Here is a 22,879-nt window from a genome sequence, read left to right as displayed (position 1 = left end):
CTGGCCTCTCGGTTCGGTCAAGCTCGGGGTGGGAGGACGGGGAGCGTGGCGATCGTGAGCGCGACCGAACGGGCATCGGCGGGCACGGCGTCGTCGTCGCGCTCGACGTAGGGGGCGAGCAGCTCCGTGACGCGCTCGTTGATGTCCTGGAGCTCCTCAGGGGCGAGCCGGAGCAGCAGGTGCCGGGAGGTGGCGGCCTCGCGCCAGGCCGGGGAAAACTCGCCGCGGCGGTCGAGCCAGGCGAGGGCGTGCGTGCGGAACCGCTCGGCGAGGGCGACGACGACGGCGCGGAGCTGGGCGCGGCCGTCGTCGTCCAGGTCGTCGGTGCGTACGTCGACGTCGCGACGGACGAGCCGCCAGGGGCGCGCTCGTCCCCGGCCGCCGGGCGCCTCCTCGACGAGGCCCTCCCGGGCGAGGACCCGTAGGTGGAACGAGCAGTTGGAGGGGGTGTCGGCGAGCTGAGCCGCGACCTCGGTCGCGGTGAGCGGGCCGACGTCGTCGAGCAGCTCGACGATCCGCAGGCGCAGCGGGTGGCTGAGCGCCCGCAGGGACGCGAGCGAGGAGGTGCTCGTGGGCTCATGCTCGAAAGGCATGTTTCGAAACATATCTTTCGAGCAAGGCCGGCGTCAACCCTCCTTCGAGTGCGGGAGAGGCGGGAGTCAACACTCCCCGAGTGCGTGAAGCCTCGCGCGTCCCCCGGCGTGTCGGCGGGAGGGATCCCGCACTCGCAGGTGGCGCGGGCGCGCCGCGAACCTCAGCCCGCGGGCGCCGGCATCGGGCTCCGTCCCGTGACGACGAGCAGCACGTCGCGCACCGGCATCCGGACCGTGCGGCCGTCACCGATCGCGACGTCGGCGTCCGTGGCCTCCAGCCGCACGCCGTCGAGGTCCACGCCGAAGTAGGCGTACTGCTTGGCCTTGCTCTCGGCCAGCACGAGCGCGACGCGCTCGGCGGGCGGCCCGGGGAGGCCGAGCGGTTCGGTGATGTCGAGCCCGTGGATCACGTCGTGGCTGAGCGCCCCGAGCGCGCCACCGCCCGGCGGCCGCCAGGGGTGATCGATGTTGTCGCGGAGCGAGGCGAGCAGCGCGGCGTCGTCCATGCGAGCGGTGTCGGCGCGGGCCGCGCGGTCCGCGTAGACGTGGAACCGGAACCCGGCCCGTGCCAGTCCCGCGAGGTAGCCGAGGCCGCCGATCCGGTACGGCATCGTGATGTGGGCGACGACCTCGCGGACCCGCCAGCCGTCGCACAGCGACGGCGCGGCCCACTGAGCAGGCGCGAGGCCCTCGAGGATGCCGACGAGCCGGGCGCGCTCGGCCCGGGTCTCGGCGATGATGCGGCCGGTGTCGGCCATGGTGATCCTTCCGGTCGGTGTGGCGGTCACCTCCTGGTACGTCCGCCACGACCGGAACTCATCGGTCGGGCGTCGACCACTCCAGCGGCAGCCCGAACTCCCCGAAGCGGTCCGCCGCGCCGAGGAACGTCACGGTGCGCGCGATCCGGCCCCCGACCACCTCCACGCCCACGAGCGCGAACGGACGCAACCGGCCGGCGTCGTCGGGTCGGTACTGCCCGAACCCGAGCCCTCCGTTGACGCGCGTCACGAGGAGCCGATCGTGCGCGCACTCGTCGTTCCCCGCGACGAGCGACGCGATCAGCGCCCCGCCGCGCAGCCACCACGCAAACGGCGGCATGGACGTGGTCGCGTCCTCGCGTAGCAGCGCCGTGAGACCGGCGACGTCGTGCGCCTCGAACGCGGCGACGTAGCGACGCAGCAGGTCCCGCTGGCCGGCGTCGTCGGGCTCGGCGAGGTCGACGGGATCCGGCCGGTGCGCCTCCAGCGTGGCCCGAGCCCGCTGCAGCGCGCTGTTCGCGGCGGCGACGGAGACACCCAGCGCGTCGGCCACCTCCCGCGCGCTGAACGCGAGGACGTCGCGCAGCACGAGGACCGCCCGCTGCCGGGGCGGCAGTCGCTGCAGCGCGGCGACGAACGCGAGGCGCACGGTCTCGCGCGCCACGACGGCGTCGCCCGGATCCTGGGCCTCGAGGAGCCGGGAGTCCGGCATCGGCTCGACGAACGCCTCCGCCGGCAGCGGCGCGCCGATGTCCCCACCGCTCGCGGCCGGCCCGAGGTCCGTGGCGAGCGCCCGGCGCCGCGCTCCCCGCAGCATGTCGAGGCAGACCCGCGTCGCGATCGCGTGCACCCACGTCGAGAGCGCGGCGCGCCCGGGGTCGAAGCGCTCCAGGTTGCCGACGGCGCGGATCACCGTCTCCTGCACGGCGTCGTCGGTGTCGGCAGCGCTGCCGAGCATGCGGTAGCAGTACCCGGTGAGACGCCCGCGCAGGGCGTCGACGTCAGCCACGGTCGGGGCGGTCGTGCTCACCGCCGGAACCGACGCCGTCACGACGGCGGATCCGCGGCCGTCGGGCGCCGCCGGGCGCGGAAGAAGGCGCGCAGCTCCTCGCCGCACTCCGCCTCCCGCACGCCGCCCGTGACCTCCACGCGGTGGTTGAGGCGCGGGTCGCGGACGACGTCGGTCACGGACCCCGCCGCTCCGGCCTTCGGGTCGTAGGCGCCGAACACGAGCCGCGGCAGCCGGGCGAGAACCGTCGCGCCGGCGCACATCGTGCACGGCTCGAGCGTCACGGCGAGCGTGCATCCCTCGAGCCGCCACTGGCCGAGGGCCGCGGCAGCCTCCCGGATGGCGATCATCTCGGCGTGCGCCGTCGGGTCGTCGTCGGCCTCGCGACGATTCGCCCCGCGGCCGATCACCTCGCCGTCGGGACCGAGGACGACGGCGCCCACCGGCACGTCGTCCGTCTCCAGGGCACCGCGCGCGAGCTCGAGCGCGAGGCCGATCGCCTCCTCGTGGTCCACGCCGCCAGTGTGCCGGAGAACCGATTGGTCAACGCGGAGGACTGTTGCCTAGGGTGTGAGGCCGTGCCCCTGTCGAGGGGCCTGAGCGAGAGGAGGCCGCCATGTTCACGCACCGCGCCGCCCTCGCTACCGAGGTCGGCTGACACCAGGCGGCGGTGGCGGAGCCATCCCGTCAGCGCCCGGATCTTCGTCCGGGCGCCGCGACCACGAGGATCCACATGGACCTGTTCTCCCCGGCGTCACGCGACGACGCCATCTCTCTGATCCTGACCCATCGGCCCCAGCCCGACACTCCCGGGCAGCGGCTGCTGTTCGAGCAGCCCTCGCTCGGCCGCGTCTTCGACAACGGGCAACGCGCACCGGAGCGGGTCTGGGCCGTGCGAGGCTCCGACCCCGGCGCACACGGGCTCGTGGCGGGCCGCCTGCTCGGCGACCTGGCGCTCGTCGACATGATCGCTCTCCCGGCCGACGACGACGCGGCGGCGCTGCTCGCCCACGCGGCGACGTCGTGGGCCCGCTCGGCGGAGGAGGCGGTGGTGTCGTTCGAGTCGGCCGCCGTCACCGACACGCTCGACGACCCTGCGGTGACGCGGGTGGTCGAGACGTTCGGTGCCGTCGGGTGGCAGGTGCGCGTCACCCGACGGCACTACCAGCTCGGCGCGGAGGTGGCGGCGCCCCACAGCGCAGCCGTACCGCTCTCGATGAACCTCGAGCAGGCGCGGCCGGGTGACGAGCAGCGGTTGACCGACCTGCTCACTCGGGTGCTGCCCGGCTCGCTCGACGTCAGCGACCGTGAGCTCGTGGCGCAGCACGGGCTCGCCGCGGCAGCGGCACAGCAGGTCGACGACCTGCTCGAGGACGACCCGGTGGAGTGCATCAGGATCGCGACGATCGCGGGGGCCGACGTCGGCCTCATCTCCTGGCGGCTCATGCCCCGCGGGCGCGGTTACGTGCTCACGGTGGGAGTCGCCGTCGAGCATCGTGGCCGCGGCCTGGCGGGCGAGCTGGTCGCAGCCGCGACCCGGGACCTCGTCGCGGCGGGCGCGCACACGCTCATCGCCGACACCGACGACGAGAACGTCGGCATGATCCGCGGGTTCGCGCGAGCGGGTTGGCAGCCGACCGAGGCGCGGATCGACCTCACCCTCGTCTGAGCGTCGCGCGCGCACGGCCTCCCCACGGCCGTGCGCGCGCGTCGCCGGCAGCGGCGTCGACGCCGCGTCGAGGCGACCTCACGTTTCGCCCGGCGCCGGCGTCTACCCATCAGACGGCCCGAACCGGACGTCACCACCGGGGCGCCACGCGCCCACCCAGCGAAAGGCTCATCCATGTCGCTCGTCCTCGTCACCGGCAGCACCCGCGGTCTCGGCCTGGCCACCGCCCGGCGGCTCGCGGAAGCCGGGCACCACGTCATCCTGACCGGGCGAGGGGCGGCCGACGTCGAGGCGGCCGTGTCGGCGTTGCGCGCGGAGGGCGTCGTCGTCGAGGGCCACCCGCTCGACGTCACCGATCAGGCCAGCGTGGCCTCGCTCGTCGCCTGGGTGCAGGAGCGGCACGGAGAGCTGGACGTCCTCGTCAACAACGCGGGGATCCTCCCGGAGGCGACGGCGACGGACGCCGTCGACTTCGCGTCGGTCGACCTGTTCCGGACCACGTTCGAGACGAACGTCTTCGGTCTCGTCGCCGTCACGGAGGCCCTGCTGCCGTTGCTCCGTGCGAGCGGCGCCGCGCGGATCGTCAACGTCTCGTCCACGGTCGGATCGCTCGCCGCCCAGACCGATCCGGCGTCGCCGTGGTACGAGATGCTCGTGCCGGCCTACCAGACCTCGAAGTCCGCGGTGAACGCCCTCACGATCCAGCTGGCGAAGAAGCTCGCCGGGACGGACATCGTGGTCACCGCGGTCTGCCCGGGCTGGGTGCAGACGGATCTCGCACCGGGGAACTGGGAGCAGGCGCCGCTCACTGCCGACGAGGCTGCCGTGGTCGTGGCGGCCGCCGCCGTGGCGCCGGACGGCACCCCCAGCGGCCGCTTCGTCGACGCCGCCGGGACGGTCGCCTGGTGACACCGTTCCCGGGCACTGCCGTACGCGCGCGGATAGGCTGCCCGGCATGCGTGTGCACGTCGCCGACCACCCTCTGGTGGCCCACAAGCTCACCGTCCTGAGGGACGAGCGGACCGACTCCCCGACGTTCCGGCGTCTCACCGAGGAGCTCGTCACGCTCCTCGCGTACGAGGCGACGCGCGACATCGCCGTCGAGCCCCGTGAGATCACGACGCCGGTGACGACGACGGTCGGCGTGCACCTGCGGTCGCCGCGGCCGATGGTGGTACCGATCCTGCGTGCCGGGCTCGGCATGCTCGAGGGCATGACCCGCCTGCTGCCGACGGCGGAGGTCGGGTTCCTCGGGCTGCAGCGGGACGAGGAGACCCTCGAGGCGATCACGTACGCCAACCGCCTCCCGGACGACCTCTCCGGTCGGCAGTGCTTCGTGCTCGACCCGATGCTCGCGACGGGCGGCACGCTCGTCGCGAGCATCGAGTACCTGTTCCTGCGCGGCGCACGTCACGTGACGGCGATCTGCCTCCTCGCGGCGCCGGAGGGTCTGCGGACGGTGGAGGACGCCGTCGGCGACCGCGCCGACGTGACCATCGTGACCGCCGCCGTCGACGAGCGGCTCAACGAGCGGGGCTACATCGTGCCCGGGCTCGGCGACGCCGGCGACCGCCTCTACGGCGTCGTCTGACTGAGGCGCCGCTCGCGAAGATCAGGGAAAGATCAGGGTGACGGTGGGGGCCGGACGGCCCGCCGGGCGGCGATGATGGAACCGTGCGCTCCGTCCTGAACGTCATCCTCAACATCATCTGGCTGCTCTTCGCCGGCATCCCGATGGCCCTCGGCTACGCCGTCGCCGGCCTCATCTGCTTCGTCCTGATCATCACGATCCCGTGGGGCATCGCGTCGTTCCGGATCGCGAACTACGTGCTCTGGCCGTTCGGGCGGACGGTGATCGACAAGCCGACGGCGGGCCTCGGCTCCGCGATCGGCAACGTCATCTGGATCATCGTGGCCGGCATCTGGCTGACGATCGGGCACCTCGTGAGTGCCTTGGCTCTGTTCGTCACGATCATCGGCATCCCGCTCGCCATCGCCGAGCTCAAGATCATCCCGGTCACGCTGACGCCGCTCGGCAAGCAGATCGTGCCGAGCGACCGCCCGTTCGCGACGTACGGCGGCGTCACCCAGGTCTGAGCACCGCCGACGCACGGGCCCCGTTCAGGCGCGCGCGGCCGCGGCGAACGCCTGCTCGAGGTCCTCCTGCAGATCGAGCGGGTCCTCGAGCCCGACGGACAGCCGCACCGTCGCCTCCCCGATCCCGACGGCGGCCCGACCCTCGAGACCCAGCTTGCGGTGCGTCGTCGTCGCCGGATGGGTGACGAGCGACTTCGCGTCGCCGAGGTTGTTCGAGATGTCGATGACCCGGAGCGCGTCGAGGAACGCGAACGTGCGCGCCTTCGCGGCCTCCGGCTCCGCGCCCGCGTCGAGCGTGAGCGTCACCACGGTCCCGCCGCCCGACTGCTGCGCCTTCGCGAGCTCGACCTGCGGGTGGGAGTCGAGGAACGGGTACCTCACGTCCGCCACGGCGGGCTGCTCCTCGAGCCACCGCGCGATCGTCAGCGCGGACGCCGTCGCGTGCCGCACCCGCAGCGACAGCGTCTCGAGCCCCTTGAGCAGCACCCACGCGTTGAACGGGCTGAGGCTGGGGCCGGTGTTGCGGATGAGCTGCTGCACCGGACCGTCGATGAAGTCGGACGGGCCGAGGATCGCGCCGCCGAGCACACGGCCCTGCCCGTCGATGTGCTTCGTGGCGGAGTAGACGACGACGTCGGCGCCGAAGTCGAGCGGCCGCTGCAGCACCGGCGTCGCGAACACGTTGTCGAGGACGACGACGGCGCCCGCCGCGTGGGCGAGGTCGCTCACCGCGCGCACGTCGACCAGATCCTGCATCGGGTTCGACGGCGTCTCGAAGAACACGACGTCCGCCGGCGTCGCGAGCGCCGCCTCCCACTGGTCGAGCTCGTGCGCGTCCACGTAGTCGGTGCGCACGCCCCACTTCGCGAGGATCTCGTCGAAGATCACGAGCGACGAGCCGAACAGCGCGCGACCGGCGACGATCCTGCTCCCGGACTTCACGAGCGCCGCGAGCGTCGTGAAGACGGCGGACATGCCCGTCGCTGTTGCGTAGCACGCCTCGGCGCCGTCGAGCAGGCGCAGCCGCTCCTCGAACGTGGACACGGTCGGGTTGCCGTACCGGCTGTACACGAACCGTTCCAGCTCGCCCGCGAACGCGGCCTCGGCGTCGGCCGCCCTCTCGTACACGTACCCCTGCGTGAGGAACAGCGCCTCCGACGTCTCGTCGAAGTTCGTGCGCTCCTGCCCGCCGCGCACGGCGAGCGTGTCCGGCCGCAGGCCCTCGGGCAGCGGCGAACGGGGCCGGGGATCACTCATCGGGCGCCGCCCCCGCTCAGGACTGGCGCCAGGGCAGCCCGACGGCGCGCCAGCCGCGCGCGCCCCGGTGCCCCTGGGGGTCGAGGCCGCCCTCGAACCCGTCGAGGATGTTGAACGCCGGGCCGAACCCCGCCGCCGTCGCCGCGAGCGCCGCACCGATCGAGCGCTGCCCGCTCCGGCACAGGAACACGATCGGCCGCTCGTCGCCCGGCTCCAGGCCCGCGGCGCGCAGCTCGTCGACGAAGGCCGGGTTAGGCGCCCCGGTCGGGTAGCTCACCCACTCCGCCAGGACGACGTCGCGGCCCAGGTCGGACGTGTCCGGTACGCCCACGTACGCCCACTCCGGGCGCGTGCGCACGTCGACGAGCACGGCGCCGTCGTCCTCGCTCAGGATCTCCCACGCCCGCTCCGGGGTGACGTCGCCCGCGTAGCCGGGCTGCGGCGTCGTGCCCGACGGCGTCGCCGCGGCGCTCATGCCGGCCTCACCTGGGCGCTCGGGGCGGCGGGCAGCACGACCGCCTGCGCGACGATCACCTGAGCGCCGTCGAACGTCGCCGCCGGGGAACCGTGCAGCACGTACCCCTCGTCGAGGGCCGCGCTGACGCGGTCGCAGAAGCTGCCGTCGTCCGGCCCGGTGAGCAGGCGGTACCGCCGGCGAGCGCTCTGGTCGCCGGACGGTGGGGGCGGTGCGTCGGTGGTTCGCTCAGTCACGCGTACTCCTCCATCGGTCCTGGCGGTAGCACCCTCACCCGCGGACGGGGGGTTGCTGCAGCGTCGTCGAGCCAGGTCTCTCGGCTGCTCTGGATGGTCGGCGTGATGGTACGCCGCGCACACGGCGCTCTCCAAACGCGCTCGGCAGGCATGGCTCGCTCGCTCACGGCGCGCGCAGCGTCGGCGCTGCACCGGGTGCGCGATCCCTCCGCGGTCACCGACACCACTTCAGTCGGAGAGACCACGCACCCGGGGCGCCGGCGTCGCCTCTGTGGAGATGAGTGCGACGCCGATCGACGGGAACGACACGCGCTCCCACCGACAGCCGGCGGCGGCGACGCCCCCGATGACGCCGCCGCCGCCGACGCCTCAGGCCTCGCTGCGGCGGCGTGCGCCGATCACGAGGCCGGCGCCGAGCAGGACGAGCCCGAGCGCGGCGGGACCGGCGAGTCCCGCTGCGTCGGACGCGCCCGACTCGGCCAGCTCACCGCTCGCCTCCCGCGGCGCAGGGCCACGAGCGACGACGACGCTGCGCCCGCCCGGGACTGACGGGCCGACCTGGTCGGCGTCGTCAGAGCCGCCCGGGGTGCCCGGGTCTCCCGGAGTTCCCGGGTCACCGGGGTCGCCCGGGTCACCGGGGTCGCCCGGGTCACCGGGGTCGACGGCGGCCGTCGTCGTGCACTGCGAGGACACGTCGCCGAGGACTCCCACCCCGAGGCACCCGACGCCCACCGGAACCGTCACCGGGAGGCCGGCCGAGACGCCGCCCTCCCGCGTTCCCGGGTCGGCGGGCTCGGCCGGAGCAGGTGTCGCCGTCGCCGGCGCGGCACACGTGACCGACGCGTCGCCGGCCACACCCGCGCCGAGGCACCCGAGCTCGATCGGGGCCGTGACCGGAGCGTCGACGTCCACCGGACCGAGCACGTCGTCGAGCACGCCCGATCCCGCACCCGGCGCCGCCGGCTCCTCGGGAGCCGGCGCGGGAGCAGGACCGTTCGCCTCGGCCTCGGCGCGCTCCGCGGACGCGTCGCCGAGCACCCCGACGGCGATCCCCGAGACGTCCACCGGGACCGTGACCGGGGCGTCCACCGACACCTCGTCCGGGCCCGCCGCCGGCTCGGCCGGTGCGGCCGGCTCGGCCGGACCCGGTGCGGCAGCCGGCTCCTCGCAGGCCGCCGCCGCGTCGCCGACGACGCCTGCCGCTACGCAGCCGACGTCGACCGAGACGTCGATCGGGGCATTCACCGCGACATCGCCGAGCAGCGACGTCGAGTCCTCCGACTCCGCTCCGGTCGGTGCGGAATCGACGGCCACAGATGCCGCCGGCTCGGCTGCCGGCGTCTCCGACGATGCGCCGGCGTCACCCAGCACCCCGACGGCGACGTCCGAGACGTCGACGGACACGTCCACCGGCACGTCCACCGCCACGTCGTCAGCGACGACGCCGACGACGTCGTCCACGAGCTCGGCGACGGGTGCGGAGTCGGCCGTCGGCGCAGCCTCGACCGCCTGCGGCCCAGCGACGACCTCCGGCATGACCGGGACCACCTGGAGGGGCTCGTCGGCGGGCTCGGCCGCCGCGTCGCCGAGCACCCCGACGGCGACGTCGGAGACGCCGACGGACACGTCGATCGGCGCGTCCACGCCGATCGACTCGAGCAGGCCGGACTCGGCGGCACTGGCCGCCCCGGCCCCGGCGACCACGAGGCCGCCCGTACAGAGCGCGATGCGCAGCGCTCTCTTCACGAACACATGCATGGGTTTCTCCTGCCGTGATACCTGGGAGCGCCCGGAGGCGCGGGGACTCGGTCCGGCACGCGTGCGCCGGCGAGCCGCGTCAGGCAGGAGAGACGAGCACCTCGAACGCCGGGGCGGACGGGAGGGTGGTGTCGCGCAGCCGAGCGACGCCGAGCAGCAGGAAGGTGACCGTGGCGAGAGCGGCGACGACGGCGAGGTCGCGGGCTCCCCCGGATGACGAGGCGGGGGCCCCGGTCGTCGCGGCGGGAACCTGCTCGTCGCCGGGGCCGCGCACCGGGGCGCCGTCGTCCCCGGACGCACTCGACACCTGCTGAGCAGCCGCGGCGAGCGGCGGGAGGAGGACTCCCGGCGGTGCCGTCGTGCCGGACGTCCCGACGCCGGGGCGTGCGATCGGGACGGACGCGGCGGTGGCGTCGCCACGGGCGGCGGGGCCTGGTGGAGCCCCGGGCGGCGCAGAGCTCTCCCGGGAGGGTGGGTCGCTCGCCGCGGGAACGACGCCGGGCAGCACCGGCTCGAGCACCGGCAGCACGGGGCGCAGGATCGGATCGAGCGCTCCGCCCGTCACCGGGGGCAGGGCGTGGACGATCGGGACGACGACGTCGCCGAGCACCGGCGCCAGCGGTCCCAGCACCTCACCCAGGACCGGGCCGAGCGACCCGCCGACCTCCACGAGCGTCGGGCGCAGCGCCCGTGCGAGGACGTCGACGACGGGCTCGGTCACCGGGTCGAGCGCGTCGAGCACGGGAGCTGTGGCGGGCGCGAGCGACTCGACGGCGCGCGCGGCGGCCCCGCCGAGGTCGGCGGTCGGCGTGTCGCGACCGGGTCGCTCACCTGGGGAAGCGGGCGCGGCGGGCGCAGCGGGGTCGGTGGGCTCGGGGGCACGCGGAGCGTCGTCGACGACGGGAGGCAGCGGCTGCGGCACAGGGGTCACCGGCTCGGGCGCTGCCGGCTCCGGGGCGACGCCGGCAGGTGCGATCGCGTCGATCACCGGGGCGACGACGTCGTCCACCACCTGTTCGACGACGGGGGCGACGGCGTCCTCCACGACGGGCGCGACGACGTCGTCCACGATCCCCTCGAGCAGGCCGGTCGCGGCGGCCGGGCCGTCGGCACCGGCGCTCAGGGCCGGCGCCTCGGACGCGACGGGTTCCGCCTGCGCTGCGCTCGCCGCGACGAGCACCCCGAGCCCGGCGCCACCGACGACGATCGCACCCCGCAGGAGCCACCGCCGCACGACCCGTGCGGGTCGTGCGGGCTCGTGCCCGGTGCCGGTCATCGTCCCTCCCCGCTGGGAACGCCTCGTCGTGAGCTCGTGCAGGCACCGTCACATCCGTCCGGGGCTTGCGCAACCGGAGAGCCCGCTGGCACCCGGGCGGCGATCCGTGGCATCCTCGGCGTAGGTCATGAGCGCCAGCGCCAAGCCCCGGCTCGCTGGCCGGCAACCCTCCTCCGCGGTGGGGTGCCCCGGGTGACGACCTGGCGGACGTCGAGGTGACGCCCGCAAGCGCGGACCCTCACCGGGTCCACGGACCCAGGAGGCCTCACCATGAGCACGTCCCCGCTCGCCCCGATCGTCGGTCTCGACTCGCGCGTCCCGATCGTCACGCCGGACACCTCTGCCGGCGCAGGCGCGGCCCCGCGCACCGTGCGGTACGCCAACCTCGACTACGCGGCCTCCGCCCCGGCGCTCGCCGCCGTCGCGGAGGCAGTCACCCGTGCGCTCCCCCTCTATGCCTCCGTGCACCGCGGCGCCGGCTACCTGTCGCAGGTCTCGACGGCGCTGTACGAGGCGTCCCGGACGGCGATCGGCACGTTCGTCGGGGCGCGCACCGACGACGTCGTCGTCATCACCCGCAACACCACGGACGCGCTCAACCTGCTCGCCGGGTGCGTGCCCGAGGGCGGCACGGTGCTCGTGCTCGACCTCGAGCACCACGCCAACCTGCTCCCCTGGCAGCGCTCGGCCGGCGGCGCCGACGTCCTCGCGCTGCGACCCACCGTCGCCGAGACGCTGCGGACGCTCACGAGCGCGCTCGCCACGCGCAACTACACGCTGCTCGCCGTCACCGGCGCGTCGAACGTGACGGGCGAGGCGCTGCCGATCGACGACGTCGTCGAGCTCGCCCACGCGGCGGGCGTGCGGGTCGTCGTCGACGGCGCCCAGCTGCTGCCGCACCGGGCGTTCTCGCTCGCCTCCTCGGGCGCCGACTACGTCACGCTCTCCGGCCACAAGCTCTACGCGCCGTACGGCGCGGGGGCGCTCGTGGGTCGGCGCGACTGGCTCGACGCCGGCCGCCCGTACCTGGCCGGGGGCGGCGCCGTGACGAACGTGACGGCGTCGTCCACCACGTGGGAGCCGGCGCCGCAGCGGCACGAGGGCGGCAGCCCGAACGTCATCGGGGCGCTCGCCCTCGGCGTGGCCGCGCGGGAGCTGACAGCGATCGGCGACGACGCCCTCCGCGCGCACGACGCCGAGCTGCGCACGCGGCTGGTGGCCGGACTCGAGGAGCTCGACGGCGTCCGGACCGTCGCGCTGTGGTCGGACAGCGCGGAGGCGGTCGGCGAGCCGGTGGGCGTGGTGACGTTCGCGCTGCCCGGGCACGACCCGGGGCTCGTCGCCGCGTACCTGTCCGCCGAGCACGGCGTCGGCGTACGCGACGGTCGGTTCTGCGCGCACCCGCTGCTGTCCCGGCTCGACCTCGACGCCGGGGCGCTGCGCGCGTCGATCGGGCTGGGGACCACTGCCGACGACGTCGACCGGCTGCTCGCCGGCGTCCGCGCCTACCTCGACGAGGGACCGGGCGCGGAGTACGTCGTGGTGAACGGGCGGTGGCAGCCGGCGGCGGACCAGCGAGTCCTGCCCGAGGCGGTGTCGCTGCTGGCGGCGCTCGGGGCCGACGCGACGGCGCCCGCCGTCCTGGCCACGGCCGCGGCGGGCGTGGGTTGCGGGCCCGCCCCCGAGCCTGCGACGCACGCCGCGACCCACGCGCTGGCGTCCACCCCCGCCTGAGCCGGCGGCCCTGCTCGCGCCGACCCGCGCTGGCGCCGACCCCGGCCGCCTACCCCTCCGCCGAGTGCGTGCTCTCTCCCGCCGACACGCCGTCGAACCCGGGAGGATCCACGCACTCGGCGACGGGCTGTCGACCACTCCGGCGAACGAGCCGCCGAGGCGTGACGGAGGGCACGTCCACGCCCACGAGCGCGACCCTTCGCGGCCAATAGGCTGAGCCACATGGCAACTCACTACGACGTCGTCGTCCTCGGTGCGGGCCCCGGTGGCTACGTCGCCGCGATCCGCGCGGCCCAGCTCGGGAAGTCCGTGGCGGTCGTCGAGAAGAAGTACTGGGGCGGCGTCTGCCTCAACGTCGGCTGCATCCCGTCCAAGGCGCTGCTGAAGAACGCCGACCTCGCGCACACGCTGAACCGTGAGAAGGCGAAGTACGGCATCGAGGGCGACGCCACGATGGCGTACGGCCCCACGCACGCGCGCAGCCGCCAGGTGTCGGCCGGCATCGTCAAGGGCGTCCACTTCCTGATGAAGAAGAACAAGATCACGGAGATCGACGGCTGGGGCACGCTCACCGGGCCGAAGGCGATGGACGTCGCCCTGAACGACGGCGCCACCGAGCAGCTCACGTACGACGACCTCATCCTCGCGACCGGGTCCGTCACGAGGATGCTGCCCGGCGTCGAGGTGAGCGAGAACGTCGTCACCTACGAGGAGCAGATCCTCGACGCCGACCTGCCCGGCTCGATCATCATCGCCGGGTCCGGCGCGATCGGTGTCGAGTTCGCGTACGTGATGGCGAACTTCGGGGTGGACGTCACGATCGTCGAGTTCCTCGACCGCATGGTCCCGCTGGAGGACCCGGACGTCTCGAAGGAGCTGGCCAAGCACTACAAGAAGCTCGGCGTGAAGGTCCTCACGGGCACGAAGGTCGAGTCCGTGGAGGACACCGGCAGCGGGGTCAAGGTCACGGTGTCGGCGAACGGTGAGCAGCAGGTGCTGGAGGCCGACCGGCTGCTCTCGGCGATCGGGTTCGCGCCGCGCACGGCCGGGTTCGGGCTCGAGGCCGTCGGCGTCAAGCTCACCGATCGCGGCGCCGTCGAGATCGACGACTACATGCGCACGAACGTGCCGGGCATCTACGCGATCGGCGACGTGACGGCGAAGCTGATGCTCGCGCACGTGGCCGAGGCGCAGGGCATCGTCGCGGCCGAGACGATCGCCGGGGCCGAGACCATGCCGATCGACTACCGGTTCATCCCGCGCGCCACCTACTGCCACCCGCAGATCGGCTCGATGGGCCTCACCGAGCAGCAGGCGAAGGACGCCGGCCACGAGATCAAGGTCGCGCAGTTCCCGTTCAGCGCGAACGGTAAGGCGCAGGGCCTGGGCGACGGGATCGGCTTCGTCAAGATCGTCGCCGACGCGGAGCACAACGAGATCCTCGGCGCGCACATGATCGGCCCGGACGTCACGGAGCTGCTGCCGGCGATCAACACCGCGCAGACGTGGGACCTCACGGCCGACGAGATGTCCCGCGTCGTGTTCGCGCACCCGACGCTGGGCGAGGCCGTCAAGGAGGCCTTCCACGGCATCACGGGGCACATGATCAACCTCTGAGGCGTTCGCCTCGCGTCTGCGGGGAGGATCGTTGCGCCCTGCCAGCAGCGATCCTTCCCGTTGCCGTGTTCGGGCGCCGGCGGCGCCCAGCGCACGACCCGTCGGCACATCCGGGCCTGCCGCGAGCGCTCGACCGCGCCCCGGACCTTGGCCGGGCAGCACTGGCGAGACGAAGGTTCTCGGGCCACCGAGTCAGGGGCCGAGAACGGAGAGCGGTACGACCGTGACGCCGTCGTCGCGGCGCACCGTGAAGCGCCCACCGTTGATGACGACGAGGGCGGCGGGCTCTCCGTGCTTCCTGGTGTCCACCTTGCTCGCGAAGGCCTTGAGGGATTCTGCGGCGGCGTCCGTAGCGCCCTCCCCTAGCTTGAACTCGAACGCCGCCCACGTGCCGTTCGGGAGCTCGAGGATCGCGTCGATCTCCTTGTTGGCCTGCGTGTCGCGCCAGGAGGACAGCGTCGCTCCGAGGGGCTGAGAGTAGATCCGCAGGTCGCGCAGTGCCATCGACTCGAAGTGGAAGCCGGCCGCGTTGAGATCCGCGAGCAGGTCGGCCGGGCCGACGCCGAGTGCGGCCGTCCCGATCGACGGGTCCACGAAGTGGTGCACCGGCGTCGTGCGGAGCCGGGTGCGCGAACGCATGTGGGGTCGCCACGCCGGCAGTGGCTCGAGCACCATCAGCCTCTCGAGTGCGTCGAGGTAGTTGTTGAGGGTCTCCGAGGCGATCGGGCCGGTCGCGCCGCCCACCTCGACCTCCAGGGCGGACCGGTTCAGCGGTGTCCCGACCGCCCGCGCGAGGGACGCAAGCAGGCGAGCGATGTTTCCCGGGTTCCTGCGCGGTCCGAGACGCGGGACGTCGACCTCGGCGAGGTTGCGCAGGTAGTCCGTGAGCCAATCGCGCGCGTCCGTCCAGTCCCAGTCGGTGATCTCGGGCCAGCCGCCGACGACGATCCGCTCGAGGAGCTGCGGCACGGTGAGCGTGTTCGTGGTGCCGGTGACTCGTTCGCCATCAAGTAGGGCGGCGACGCCGACCGAGCCGTCCGAGTGGCCGGACTCGAACAGGGACATCGGTCGCATGCGCAGGCGCCCGATCCGCCCGGCGCCCGAGTGCATCCGGGTGTCGTCTCGTGGCGTTGCGGACCCGGTGAGCAGGTACAAGCCCTTGCGGCGGTGGTCGTCGACCGCACGCCGGACCAGGTTCCACAGGTCCGGCGTCTCCTGCCACTCGTCGAACAGGATCGGGGTCGGGTACTCGAACAGCTGCTCCGGCACAGTCTCCAGGGCCGCTCGTGCCACCCGGTCGACGTCGAGCCGCAGCACGGTCTTGGCCACCCGCGTCGTTGTCTGCGTCTTGCCCACGGCCTTGGGGCCGTCGATGAGCACCGCGCCCATCACGCGCATGCGACGTGCGAGCTCGGCGTCCACAACCCGTGGCCGATAGTCCGTCATGGCGCAAGTCTACAGTTCGTCGGCTCTGATCTCTACAATTCGTCGGGTTTGAGTCCGACAGTTCGTCGGGTTTGACCTCTACGATCCGTCAGCGGTGACGCCGGCGGGTGAGTGTCGGCCCATGCCGATAGCCTCCACGGAACGGCGCCCCTGGTGGCCTCGACGTTTGCGGCGCGCCGGCGCCGACGTGGGACGGGAGAGTCTGAGCATGAACCGCGAGACCCAGAGGGCCGAGCTGCACAAGACCATCTGGAGGATCGCGAACGACCTGCGCGGCAGCGTCGACGGCTGGGACTTCAAGGCGTACGTCCTCGGCTTCCTGTTCTACCGGTACATCTCGGAGGACCTCACCGCCTACCTCAACGCAGGGGAGCGCGATGCCGGCAGTACAGACTTCGAGTACGTCACGGCCCCCAACTCTGTCGTCGCGGACCATGAGGTGGTCGCGGGCATCGTGGCGGAGAAGGGGTTCTTCATCCGTCCCTCCGAGCTGTTCGCGAACGTCCGCGCCCGAGCAGCACGCGACCCGAACCTGAACGAGACGCTCGAGCGTGTCTTCCGCACCATCGAGTCCTCCGCGGTCGGCACCGAGGCGGAGGATGACCTCAAGGGCCTGTTCGACGACGTCGACGTCAACTCCAACAAGCTCGGCCCGACCGTAGCCAAGCGCAACGAGAAGCTCGTCAGGCTGCTCGACGCCATCGGCGACCTGAACCTGGGCAACGGCACGTTCAGCGAGAACAAGATCGACGCGTTCGGCGACGCGTACGAATACCTCATGCAGATGTACGCCTCGGCGGCCGGCAAGTCGGGCGGGGAGTACTACACACCGCAGGAGGTCTCCGAGTTGCTCGCCCGGATCACGGTCGTGGGCAAGACGAGCGTGAACAAGGTGTACGACCCGGCGTGCGGGTCCGGCTCGCTGCTACTGAAGTTCCGCAAGGTGCTCGGCAAGGGCGGTGTACGCCAGGGGTACTTCGGCCAGGAGATCAACCTGACTACGTACAACCTGTGCCGGATCAACATGTTCCTGCACGACGTCGGCTTCGAACACTTCGACATAGCCCACGGCGACACGCTGATCGACCCGATGCACTGGGACGACGAGCCGTTCGAGGCGATCGTGTCCAACCCGCCCTACTCGATCAAGTGGGCAGGCGACGCCAACCCGCTCCTCATCAACGATCCGCGCTTCGCACCGGCCGGCGTGCTCGCCCCGAAGTCCAAGGCGGACCTGGCGTTCACGATGCACATGCTGTCGTGGCTGGCGGTCAACGGGACCGCGGCGATCGTCGAGTTCCCCGGCGTGCTCTACCGCGGCGGTGCGGAGCAGAAGATCCGCAAGTACCTGATCGACAACAACTTCGTCGACGCCGTCATCCAGCTCCCTCCCGATCTGTTCTTCGGCACTGCGATCGCGACCTGCATCATCGTGCTCAAGAAGTCCAAGGCCGACAACGGCGTGTTGTTCATCGACGCCTCCGCCCAGTTCGTTCGCGGGGGCAACAAGAACAAGCTCACCGAGGCCAACCAGCAGCGCATCCTTGACGCGTTCACTACCCGCGACGACGTCGTGCACGTCGCCAAGCTCGTCGACAACGAGGCCATCTCCGAGAACGGCTACAACATCTCCGTGTCGTCGTGGGTCGAGGCCGAGGACACACGCGAGGTCGTCGACATCACCGAGCTCAACGCCCGCATCGCCGGCATCGTCGAACGACAGGCCGCGCTGCGTACCCAGATCGACGCCATCGTCGCTGATCTCGAGGGTGCAGGCGCATGAGCCGCATCGACGACCTCATCCGGCGGTACGCGCCCGACGGCGTTGAGTACATCGAGCTCGCAGAACTGTTCTCGACCAGAAACGGCTACACGCCGCCTAAATCCGATGCGTCGGCTTGGGCAGACGGCACAGTGCCGTGGTTCCGGATGGAAGACATCCGCGAGAAAGGCCGCGTGCTCGACGACTCGATCCAGCACATCGCCACGACGGCGGTCAAAGGTGGTCGGCTGTTTCCAGCCAACTCGATCATCGTCGCGACTTCGGCGACGATCGGGGAGCACGCACTCATCTCGGTCCCGCACCTGTCGAACCAGAGGTTCACTTCGCTCGCGCTCAAACCGAAGTACCAGGATCGCTTCGAGATCAAGTTCATCTTCTACTACTGCTTCGTACTCGACGAGTGGTGCAAGAACAACACCACAGTCTCCAGCTTTGCCTCTGTCGACATGGTCGGACTCAAGAAGTTCAAATTCCCGGCGCCACCGCTTGAAGTCCAGCGCGATATCGTGCGAATCCTGGATGCCTTCACGGAGCTGGAGGCGGAGCTGGAGGCGGAGCTGGAGGCCCGCAAGCAGCAGTACGCCCACTACCGGGACGCGCTTCTCTCATTCGGCGGAAGTGAGGCAGTGAGCTGGGCGACCTTGAGCGAACTCTGTACGATCCAGTCTGGCGGCACCCCGAAGTCAGACAATGCCGTGTATTACGGCGGCGACATCCCTTGGTGTGCGATCAGCGATATTACGTCGGCCTCAAAGTACATCCGGAGGACGCAGAGGACTATCACGCCAGAGGGGCTGGCCAACAGTTCCGCGAAGGTGTTCGATGCGGGGACACTCCTGCTTTCGATCTATGCGAGTCTCGGGGAGGTCACGATCACTAGCATCCCGATGGCCACCAACCAGGCGATCCTCGGCCTCGTACCTCGAGACGGCTCGGGCATCCTTGTCGACTATCTGTACTACACGATGTTGAGTTCGAAGGACAGACTCCTCGCTCAGCGCCAGGTGGGATCCCAGAACAACCTGAACAAGGCGATCGTCGCCGACTTCCGAGTCCCGGTTCCGGCTATGCCTGACCAGGAGCGCATCGTCGCCCTGCTCGACAAGTTCGACGCGCTGGTGAACGACCTGTCGTCGGGGCTGCCGGCGGAGATCGAGGCTCGTCGTCAGCAGTACGCGCACTACCGCGACCGGCTGCTGTCGTTCGAGGAGCTGACGGTCTGATGTCGCAGGTGATCCCGGTCAACGTCCAGATCCCGTCGGCGTCGACGGCGCCCGTCGTGGCGGACTTCGTCTCGCACGCGCTGCGGGTCGCCTACGCGGCGCGTCGCGACGTCGATCGACTGACGCCGGAGGAGTGGGGTGTCCCGGGCATCTACGTACTCCTGACGGACGACGGCACCCACCAGCTGTACGTAGGCCAGGCCGTCGACCTGCGCAGGCGCCTGCTGCACCATCCCTCGAGACCCAAGTTGGCGTGGTCGCGGGTGGTGGCGATCAAGCGCGACACGTCCCACGGGTTCAACAGCGCGGAGATCGGCTACCTCGAGGGCCGCGTCGCTGCCGAGCTGGCCGCGATCCCCGGTGTCGCCGTCATCGAGGGCAAACGTGACCAGGACACCACGCTTCCTCCGCACATGCTGCTCTCGCTCGACGAGTTGCTCGCGAGCGTGCTCGCCGCACTCCGGCTCGCGGGCGTGGACACGCACAAGGAGGCCGACGAGCTGGAACGCACCTCCCCCCGAGGAACGAGGCGAAAGAGCCCGATCGCGAAGCGCGGCACGGTCGCCGACCTCCTTGCCGCCGGACTGCTACGAGCGGGAGCAGAAGTCCACCTCAGCCAAGGGGGACGCGCGGCGAGCGGCACCGTGACGACGTCGGGAGAGATCATCGTCGCGGGTGTCGCGTACGCATCGCCGAGCACGGCCGCCCAGCAGGCGCTGGGGCTTCGGTCATCCAACGGCTGGACGACATGGCGCGTCGGCGACCTTCGCGGGCCGACCCTCGACGCGTTGCGCGACCGGCTTGCCGAGGTCGATGGGGAGAGTGTGCTGTGACGGACACCGCGTCGAAGTTCGAGCCGATCGCGATGTCGTCGGATTCGACCGTCGTCGCGGAGTTCACGGCGGACCCCGCCGAGGCGACGCGGTACCAGTCGGAGGCCGAGCTCGAGGCCGAGCTGGTCCGCCTGTTGCGTGAGCAGGCCTACGAGTACCTGCCGATCACCTCCGAGTCGGACCTGGTCGCGAACTTGCGAAGGCAGCTCGAGGCCCTGAACCACATCACCTTCACCGATGCCGAGTGGAAGCGGTTCTTCGCCGAGAGGATCGCCGGGGAACGGGACGGCATCGTCGAGAAGACGGTCCGGATCCAGGAGGACCACGTTCAGCTCCTGAAGCGCGATGACGGCACGAGCAAGAACATCACGCTGCTGGACAAGACCCACATCCACAACAACCGGCTGCAGATGATCAACCAGTACGAGGTGCCGGGTGCGCCGTCGTCGGACGGGGCCGGCCGGCCGCGGCGCGCGAACCGCTACGACGTGACGATCCTGGTCAATGGACTCCCGCTCGTGCACGTCGAGCTGAAGCGCCGCGGGGTCGATCTGCGGGAAGCGTTCAACCAGATCAACAGGTACCAGCGCGACTCGTTCTGGTCCGGATCGGGCCTGTTCGAGTACGTGCAGCTCTTCGTGATCTCCAACGGGACGCTCACGAAGTACTACTCGAACACCACCCGCAGCCAGCACCTGAGCGAGCAGGGCAAGGCCAAGCGCGGGCGGAAGACGTCGAACTCGTTCGAGTTCACGTCGTGGTGGGCGGACGCGACGAACCGACCGATCATGGACCTCGTCGGGTTCACCAGGACGTTCTTCGCCAAGCACTCGCTGCTGAACGTGCTGACGAAGTACTGCGTGCAGACAGCGGACCGGATGCTGCTGGTGATGCGTCCGTACCAGATCGCTGCGACCGAGCAGATCCTCACGCGGATCGAGACGTCGTCGAACCAGAAGCGGTTCGGCACGCTGTCTGCCGGCGGATACGTGTGGCACACCACCGGCTCGGGCAAGACGTTGACGTCGTTCAAGACGGCGCAGCTCGCCTCGAAGCTCGGTGGCGTGGACAAGGTGCTGTTCGTCGTCGACCGCAAGGACCTGGACTACCAGACCATGCGCGAGTACGACAGGTTCGAGAAGGGCGCGGCGAACTCCAACACCTCCACTGCCGTGCTCAAGCGGCAGCTCGAGGACCCGTCGAAGCGAATCATCATCACCACGATCCAGAAGCTGTCGACGTTCATCGCCAAGAACGCGGGCCACGCCATCTACGGCGGGCACGTGGTGACCATCTTCGACGAGTGCCACCGCTCCCAGTTCGGCGACATGCACACCGCGATCACCAAGGCGTTCAAGCGGTACCACCTGTTCGGGTTCACCGGGACCCCGATCTTCGCGGTCAACGCCGGCACGGGCGGGAACCCGACCCTCCGGACCACGGCGCAGGCGTTCGGAGACAAGCTGCACACGTACACGATCGTGGACGCGATCACCGACAGGAACGTGCTCCCGTTCCGCATCGACTACGTCAACACCGTCAAGGTCGGCGCCGTGATCGACAAGCAGGTCTCGGCGATCGACACGGAGAGGGCGCTGCTCGACCCGGCCCGCGTGCGCCAGGTCACCCAGTACGTCCTGGACCATTTCGACCAGAAGACCAAGCGCAACCAGACGTACGCCTTGAAGGACCGGCGTGTCGTGGGGTTCAACGCGCTCTTCGCGACCGCGTCGATCGACGCGGCGAAGGTCTATTACAACATGTTCAGCCTCCTCCAGGAGGACCTGCCTGACGCGAAGAAGCTGAAGGTCGGGCTGATCTACTCCTACGCCGCCAACGAGGCCGAGGACGAGACCGCGGCCGGGCTGCTGGGCGAGGAGGAGTTCGAGACTCACGACCTCGACGCCAGTTCACGGGACTTCCTGGAGGACGCAATCCAGGACTACAACGACATGTTCGGGACCTCGTTCGACACCAGCGCGGACAAGTTCCAGAACTACTACAAAGACCTGTCGCTGCGGCTAAAGGACCGCGAGATCGACCTGGTCATCGTCGTCAACATGTTCCTCACGGGGTTCGACGCCACCACGATGAACACCCTGTGGGTGGACAAGGACCTGCGCGCGCACGGTCTGGTCCAGGCGTACTCGCGGACCAACCGGATCCTGAACTCGGTCAAGACTTACGGCAACATCGTCTCCTTCCGCGATCTCGAGCAGGAGACGAACGACGCGATCGCGCTGTTTGGCAACAAGGACGCCGCCGGCATCGTCCTCCTCAAGCCCTACGGGGAGTACTTCGACGAGTACGCCGACAAGGTCACCGAGCTGCGCGAGCGCTTCCCCCTCGGCACGCCGATCGTCGGGGAGCAGGCACAGAAGGACTTCATCGCCGTCTTCGGGGCGCTGCTGCGGCTCCGCAACATCCTGCTCTCCTTCGACAACTTCGCGGGCAACCAGATCCTGTCCGACCGGGACCTGCAGGACTACCAGTCGATCTACCTGGACCTGTACCAGTCGTTCCGTCGCGCCGACACCGCGGAGCGGGAGACGATCAACGACGATGTCGTGTTCGAGATCGAGCTAATCAAGCAGGTCGAGATCAACGTCGACTACATCCTCATGCTCGTCGAGAAGTACCGGGCGGCCAAGGGCGACGGTGACGACCGGGAGATCAGGGCGACCATCGACCGGGCCATCGACTCCAGCCCGTCCTTGCGCAACAAGAAGGACCTCATCGAGGAGTTCGTCGACCGGCTGTCCGTGGATGAGGACGTGGCTGCCGAGTGGCGCGCCTACGTCGCGACGAAGCGCGACGCCGAGCTCGAGCAGATCATCGCGGACGAGAACCTCAAGCCCGACCAGACACGCGCCTTCATCGACACCGCGTTCCGCGACGGCCAGGTTCGGGTCACCGGCACCGCGGTGACCGCGCTCCTGCCCCCGGTGTCGCGGTTTGCGAAAGGCTCGAACCACGGTGCCAAGAAGCAGACGGTCATCGAGAGACTTACGGCGTTCTTCGAGCGGTTCTTCGACTTGCAATGATCGGGAAGGCGGTCCTGTGACCGGGGCCGCGCCAACGGGGTAGATCAGCAGCGTCCTGCGCCGGCGATCTA

The 22,879-nt window shown here is 70.9% G+C and carries 19 protein-coding genes, 1 pseudogene and 2 riboswitches; of the genes and pseudogenes, 10 read left to right on the top strand and 10 right to left on the bottom strand.

The annotated features are described in order from the left end of the window. Positions 1 to 17 precede the first annotated feature (17 nt). From BCAV_RS02625 to tadA, 4 genes are all read right to left on the bottom strand, one after another. The gene (locus BCAV_RS02625) at positions 18 to 593 is read right to left on the bottom strand and encodes an ArsR/SmtB family transcription factor (protein ID WP_012725564.1); all 576 of its coding nucleotides are present in this window, start codon (positions 591 to 593) and stop codon (positions 18 to 20) included. A gap of 161 nt (positions 594 to 754) precedes the next feature. After that, positions 755 to 1,351, bottom strand: a complete 597-nt coding sequence (locus BCAV_RS02620) for a maleylpyruvate isomerase family mycothiol-dependent enzyme (RefSeq protein ID WP_012725563.1) — start codon at positions 1,349 to 1,351, stop codon at positions 755 to 757. Positions 1,352 to 1,409: 58 nt separating this feature from the next. After that, entirely contained in the window at positions 1,410 to 2,381 is a 972-nt protein-coding gene (locus tag BCAV_RS02615; RefSeq protein WP_043348171.1) for a sigma-70 family RNA polymerase sigma factor, read from the bottom strand. Positions 2,382 to 2,398: 17 nt separating this feature from the next. Next, positions 2,399 to 2,875, bottom strand: a complete 477-nt coding sequence (tadA, locus tag BCAV_RS02610) for a tRNA adenosine(34) deaminase TadA (protein ID WP_012725561.1) — start codon at positions 2,873 to 2,875, stop codon at positions 2,399 to 2,401. 218 nt (positions 2,876 to 3,093) lie between these two features. Between tadA and BCAV_RS21340 the strand changes: the two genes are divergently transcribed. The 4 genes from BCAV_RS21340 (at position 3,094) to BCAV_RS02590 (ending at position 6,126) form a co-directional block, all read left to right on the top strand. Beyond that, positions 3,094 to 4,029 (top strand): GNAT family N-acetyltransferase, encoded by a 936-nt coding sequence (locus tag BCAV_RS21340; RefSeq protein ID WP_012725560.1) that lies wholly within the window; start codon positions 3,094 to 3,096, stop codon positions 4,027 to 4,029. A 174-nt stretch (positions 4,030 to 4,203) separates the two neighbouring features. Continuing rightward, positions 4,204 to 4,938 carry an SDR family NAD(P)-dependent oxidoreductase gene (locus BCAV_RS02600; RefSeq protein WP_012725559.1) on the top strand — a complete coding sequence of 245 codons (735 nt, stop codon included), beginning with the start codon at positions 4,204 to 4,206 and terminating at the stop codon, positions 4,936 to 4,938. Positions 4,939 to 4,984: 46 nt separating this feature from the next. Beyond that, positions 4,985 to 5,620 carry a uracil phosphoribosyltransferase gene (gene upp, locus BCAV_RS02595; RefSeq protein ID WP_012725558.1) on the top strand — a complete coding sequence of 212 codons (636 nt, stop codon included), beginning with the start codon at positions 4,985 to 4,987 and terminating at the stop codon, positions 5,618 to 5,620. An 83-nt stretch (positions 5,621 to 5,703) separates the two neighbouring features. Then, the gene (locus BCAV_RS02590) at positions 5,704 to 6,126 is read left to right on the top strand and encodes a YccF domain-containing protein (RefSeq protein ID WP_012725557.1); all 423 of its coding nucleotides are present in this window, start codon (positions 5,704 to 5,706) and stop codon (positions 6,124 to 6,126) included. 24 nt (positions 6,127 to 6,150) lie between these two features. On the opposite strand, the gene BCAV_RS02585 is transcribed toward BCAV_RS02590, so the two are convergent. From BCAV_RS02585 to BCAV_RS02565, 5 genes and pseudogenes are all read right to left on the bottom strand, one after another. Further along, positions 6,151 to 7,383, bottom strand: coding sequence for an O-succinylhomoserine sulfhydrylase (locus BCAV_RS02585; RefSeq protein WP_012725556.1), 1,233 nt, complete (start codon positions 7,381 to 7,383; stop codon positions 6,151 to 6,153). 16 nt (positions 7,384 to 7,399) lie between these two features. Then, on the bottom strand, positions 7,400 to 7,858 hold the full coding sequence (locus tag BCAV_RS02580) for a rhodanese-like domain-containing protein (RefSeq protein WP_012725555.1): 459 nt from the start codon (positions 7,856 to 7,858) through the stop codon (positions 7,400 to 7,402). A 23-nt stretch (positions 7,859 to 7,881) separates the two neighbouring features. After that, a pseudogene (locus tag BCAV_RS23290) lies at positions 7,882 to 8,025 on the bottom strand (DUF1737 domain-containing protein); the annotation flags it as partial. Positions 8,026 to 8,101: 76 nt separating this feature from the next. Beyond that, positions 8,102 to 8,194: riboswitch (SAM riboswitch) on the bottom strand. Positions 8,195 to 8,463: 269 nt separating this feature from the next. Further along, positions 8,464 to 9,852: a hypothetical protein gene (locus tag BCAV_RS02570; RefSeq protein WP_012725553.1), complete on the bottom strand. Its 1,389-nt coding sequence runs from the start codon at positions 9,850 to 9,852 to the stop codon at positions 8,464 to 8,466. A 79-nt stretch (positions 9,853 to 9,931) separates the two neighbouring features. Further along, positions 9,932 to 11,128 (bottom strand): hypothetical protein, encoded by a 1,197-nt coding sequence (locus tag BCAV_RS02565; protein ID WP_012725552.1) that lies wholly within the window; start codon positions 11,126 to 11,128, stop codon positions 9,932 to 9,934. A gap of 123 nt (positions 11,129 to 11,251) precedes the next feature. Continuing rightward, positions 11,252 to 11,365, top strand: a riboswitch (SAM riboswitch). Positions 11,366 to 11,398: 33 nt separating this feature from the next. Here BCAV_RS02565 and BCAV_RS02560 point away from each other — a divergent pair. After that, positions 11,399 to 12,862, top strand: a complete 1,464-nt coding sequence (locus tag BCAV_RS02560; protein WP_012725551.1) for an aminotransferase class V-fold PLP-dependent enzyme — start codon at positions 11,399 to 11,401, stop codon at positions 12,860 to 12,862. Between the two features lie 222 nt (positions 12,863 to 13,084). Continuing rightward, positions 13,085 to 14,479 (top strand): dihydrolipoyl dehydrogenase, encoded by a 1,395-nt coding sequence (lpdA, locus tag BCAV_RS02555; RefSeq protein ID WP_012725550.1) that lies wholly within the window; start codon positions 13,085 to 13,087, stop codon positions 14,477 to 14,479. Positions 14,480 to 14,671: 192 nt separating this feature from the next. Here lpdA and BCAV_RS02550 read toward each other — a convergent pair whose 3' ends face one another. Then, the gene (locus tag BCAV_RS02550; protein WP_012725549.1) at positions 14,672 to 15,925 is read right to left on the bottom strand and encodes an ATP-binding protein; all 1,254 of its coding nucleotides are present in this window, start codon (positions 15,923 to 15,925) and stop codon (positions 14,672 to 14,674) included. Positions 15,926 to 16,133: 208 nt separating this feature from the next. Between BCAV_RS02550 and BCAV_RS02545 the strand changes: the two genes are divergently transcribed. Genes BCAV_RS02545 through BCAV_RS02530 form a run of 4 tightly spaced genes read left to right on the top strand, consistent with a single transcriptional unit; the run spans position 16,134 to position 22,808 of the window. Next, positions 16,134 to 17,708, top strand: a complete 1,575-nt coding sequence (locus BCAV_RS02545) for a type I restriction-modification system subunit M (protein WP_012725548.1) — start codon at positions 16,134 to 16,136, stop codon at positions 17,706 to 17,708. Continuing rightward, a complete protein-coding gene (locus tag BCAV_RS02540) occupies positions 17,705 to 18,931 on the top strand; it encodes a restriction endonuclease subunit S (RefSeq protein WP_012725547.1) in 1,227 nt (408 codons plus the stop codon). Before BCAV_RS02545 ends, BCAV_RS02540 begins: the two co-directional genes overlap by 4 nt. Continuing rightward, on the top strand, positions 18,931 to 19,764 hold the full coding sequence (locus tag BCAV_RS02535) for a restriction system modified-DNA reader domain-containing protein (protein WP_012725546.1): 834 nt from the start codon (positions 18,931 to 18,933) through the stop codon (positions 19,762 to 19,764). Before BCAV_RS02540 ends, BCAV_RS02535 begins: the two co-directional genes overlap by 1 nt. After that, positions 19,761 to 22,808, top strand: a complete 3,048-nt coding sequence (locus BCAV_RS02530; protein ID WP_012725545.1) for a type I restriction endonuclease subunit R — start codon at positions 19,761 to 19,763, stop codon at positions 22,806 to 22,808. Before BCAV_RS02535 ends, BCAV_RS02530 begins: the two co-directional genes overlap by 4 nt. Positions 22,809 to 22,879 lie beyond the last annotated feature (71 nt).

Source organism: Beutenbergia cavernae DSM 12333 (genome assembly GCF_000023105.1).
Taxonomy (GTDB): domain Bacteria; phylum Actinomycetota; class Actinomycetes; order Actinomycetales; family Beutenbergiaceae; genus Beutenbergia; species Beutenbergia cavernae.
This window is presented reverse-complemented; position numbering and strand designations above follow the sequence as displayed.

Bases quoted from the DNA above. Each gene is read 5' to 3' on its own strand.
- BCAV_RS02625 (WP_012725564.1), bottom strand. From the start codon at position 593: ATGCCTTTCGAGCATGAGCCCACGAGCACCTCCTCGCTCGCGTCCCTG.
- BCAV_RS02620 (WP_012725563.1), bottom strand. From the start codon at position 1,351: ATGGCCGACACCGGCCGCATCATCGCCGAGACCCGGGCCGAGCGCGCC.
- BCAV_RS21340 (WP_012725560.1), top strand. From the start codon at position 3,094: ATGGACCTGTTCTCCCCGGCGTCACGCGACGACGCCATCTCTCTGATC.
- BCAV_RS02600 (WP_012725559.1), top strand. From the start codon at position 4,204: ATGTCGCTCGTCCTCGTCACCGGCAGCACCCGCGGTCTCGGCCTGGCC.
- upp (WP_012725558.1), top strand. From the start codon at position 4,985: ATGCGTGTGCACGTCGCCGACCACCCTCTGGTGGCCCACAAGCTCACC.
- BCAV_RS02585 (WP_012725556.1), bottom strand. From the start codon at position 7,383: ATGAGTGATCCCCGGCCCCGTTCGCCGCTGCCCGAGGGCCTGCGGCCG.
- BCAV_RS02580 (WP_012725555.1), bottom strand. From the start codon at position 7,858: ATGAGCGCCGCGGCGACGCCGTCGGGCACGACGCCGCAGCCCGGCTAC.
- BCAV_RS02570 (WP_012725553.1), bottom strand. From the start codon at position 9,852: ATGCATGTGTTCGTGAAGAGAGCGCTGCGCATCGCGCTCTGTACGGGC.
- BCAV_RS02565 (WP_012725552.1), bottom strand. From the start codon at position 11,128: ATGACCGGCACCGGGCACGAGCCCGCACGACCCGCACGGGTCGTGCGG.
- BCAV_RS02560 (WP_012725551.1), top strand. From the start codon at position 11,399: ATGAGCACGTCCCCGCTCGCCCCGATCGTCGGTCTCGACTCGCGCGTC.
- lpdA (WP_012725550.1), top strand. From the start codon at position 13,085: ATGGCAACTCACTACGACGTCGTCGTCCTCGGTGCGGGCCCCGGTGGC.
- BCAV_RS02550 (WP_012725549.1), bottom strand. From the start codon at position 15,925: ATGACGGACTATCGGCCACGGGTTGTGGACGCCGAGCTCGCACGTCGC.
- BCAV_RS02545 (WP_012725548.1), top strand. From the start codon at position 16,134: ATGAACCGCGAGACCCAGAGGGCCGAGCTGCACAAGACCATCTGGAGG.
- BCAV_RS02540 (WP_012725547.1), top strand. From the start codon at position 17,705: ATGAGCCGCATCGACGACCTCATCCGGCGGTACGCGCCCGACGGCGTT.
- BCAV_RS02535 (WP_012725546.1), top strand. From the start codon at position 18,931: ATGTCGCAGGTGATCCCGGTCAACGTCCAGATCCCGTCGGCGTCGACG.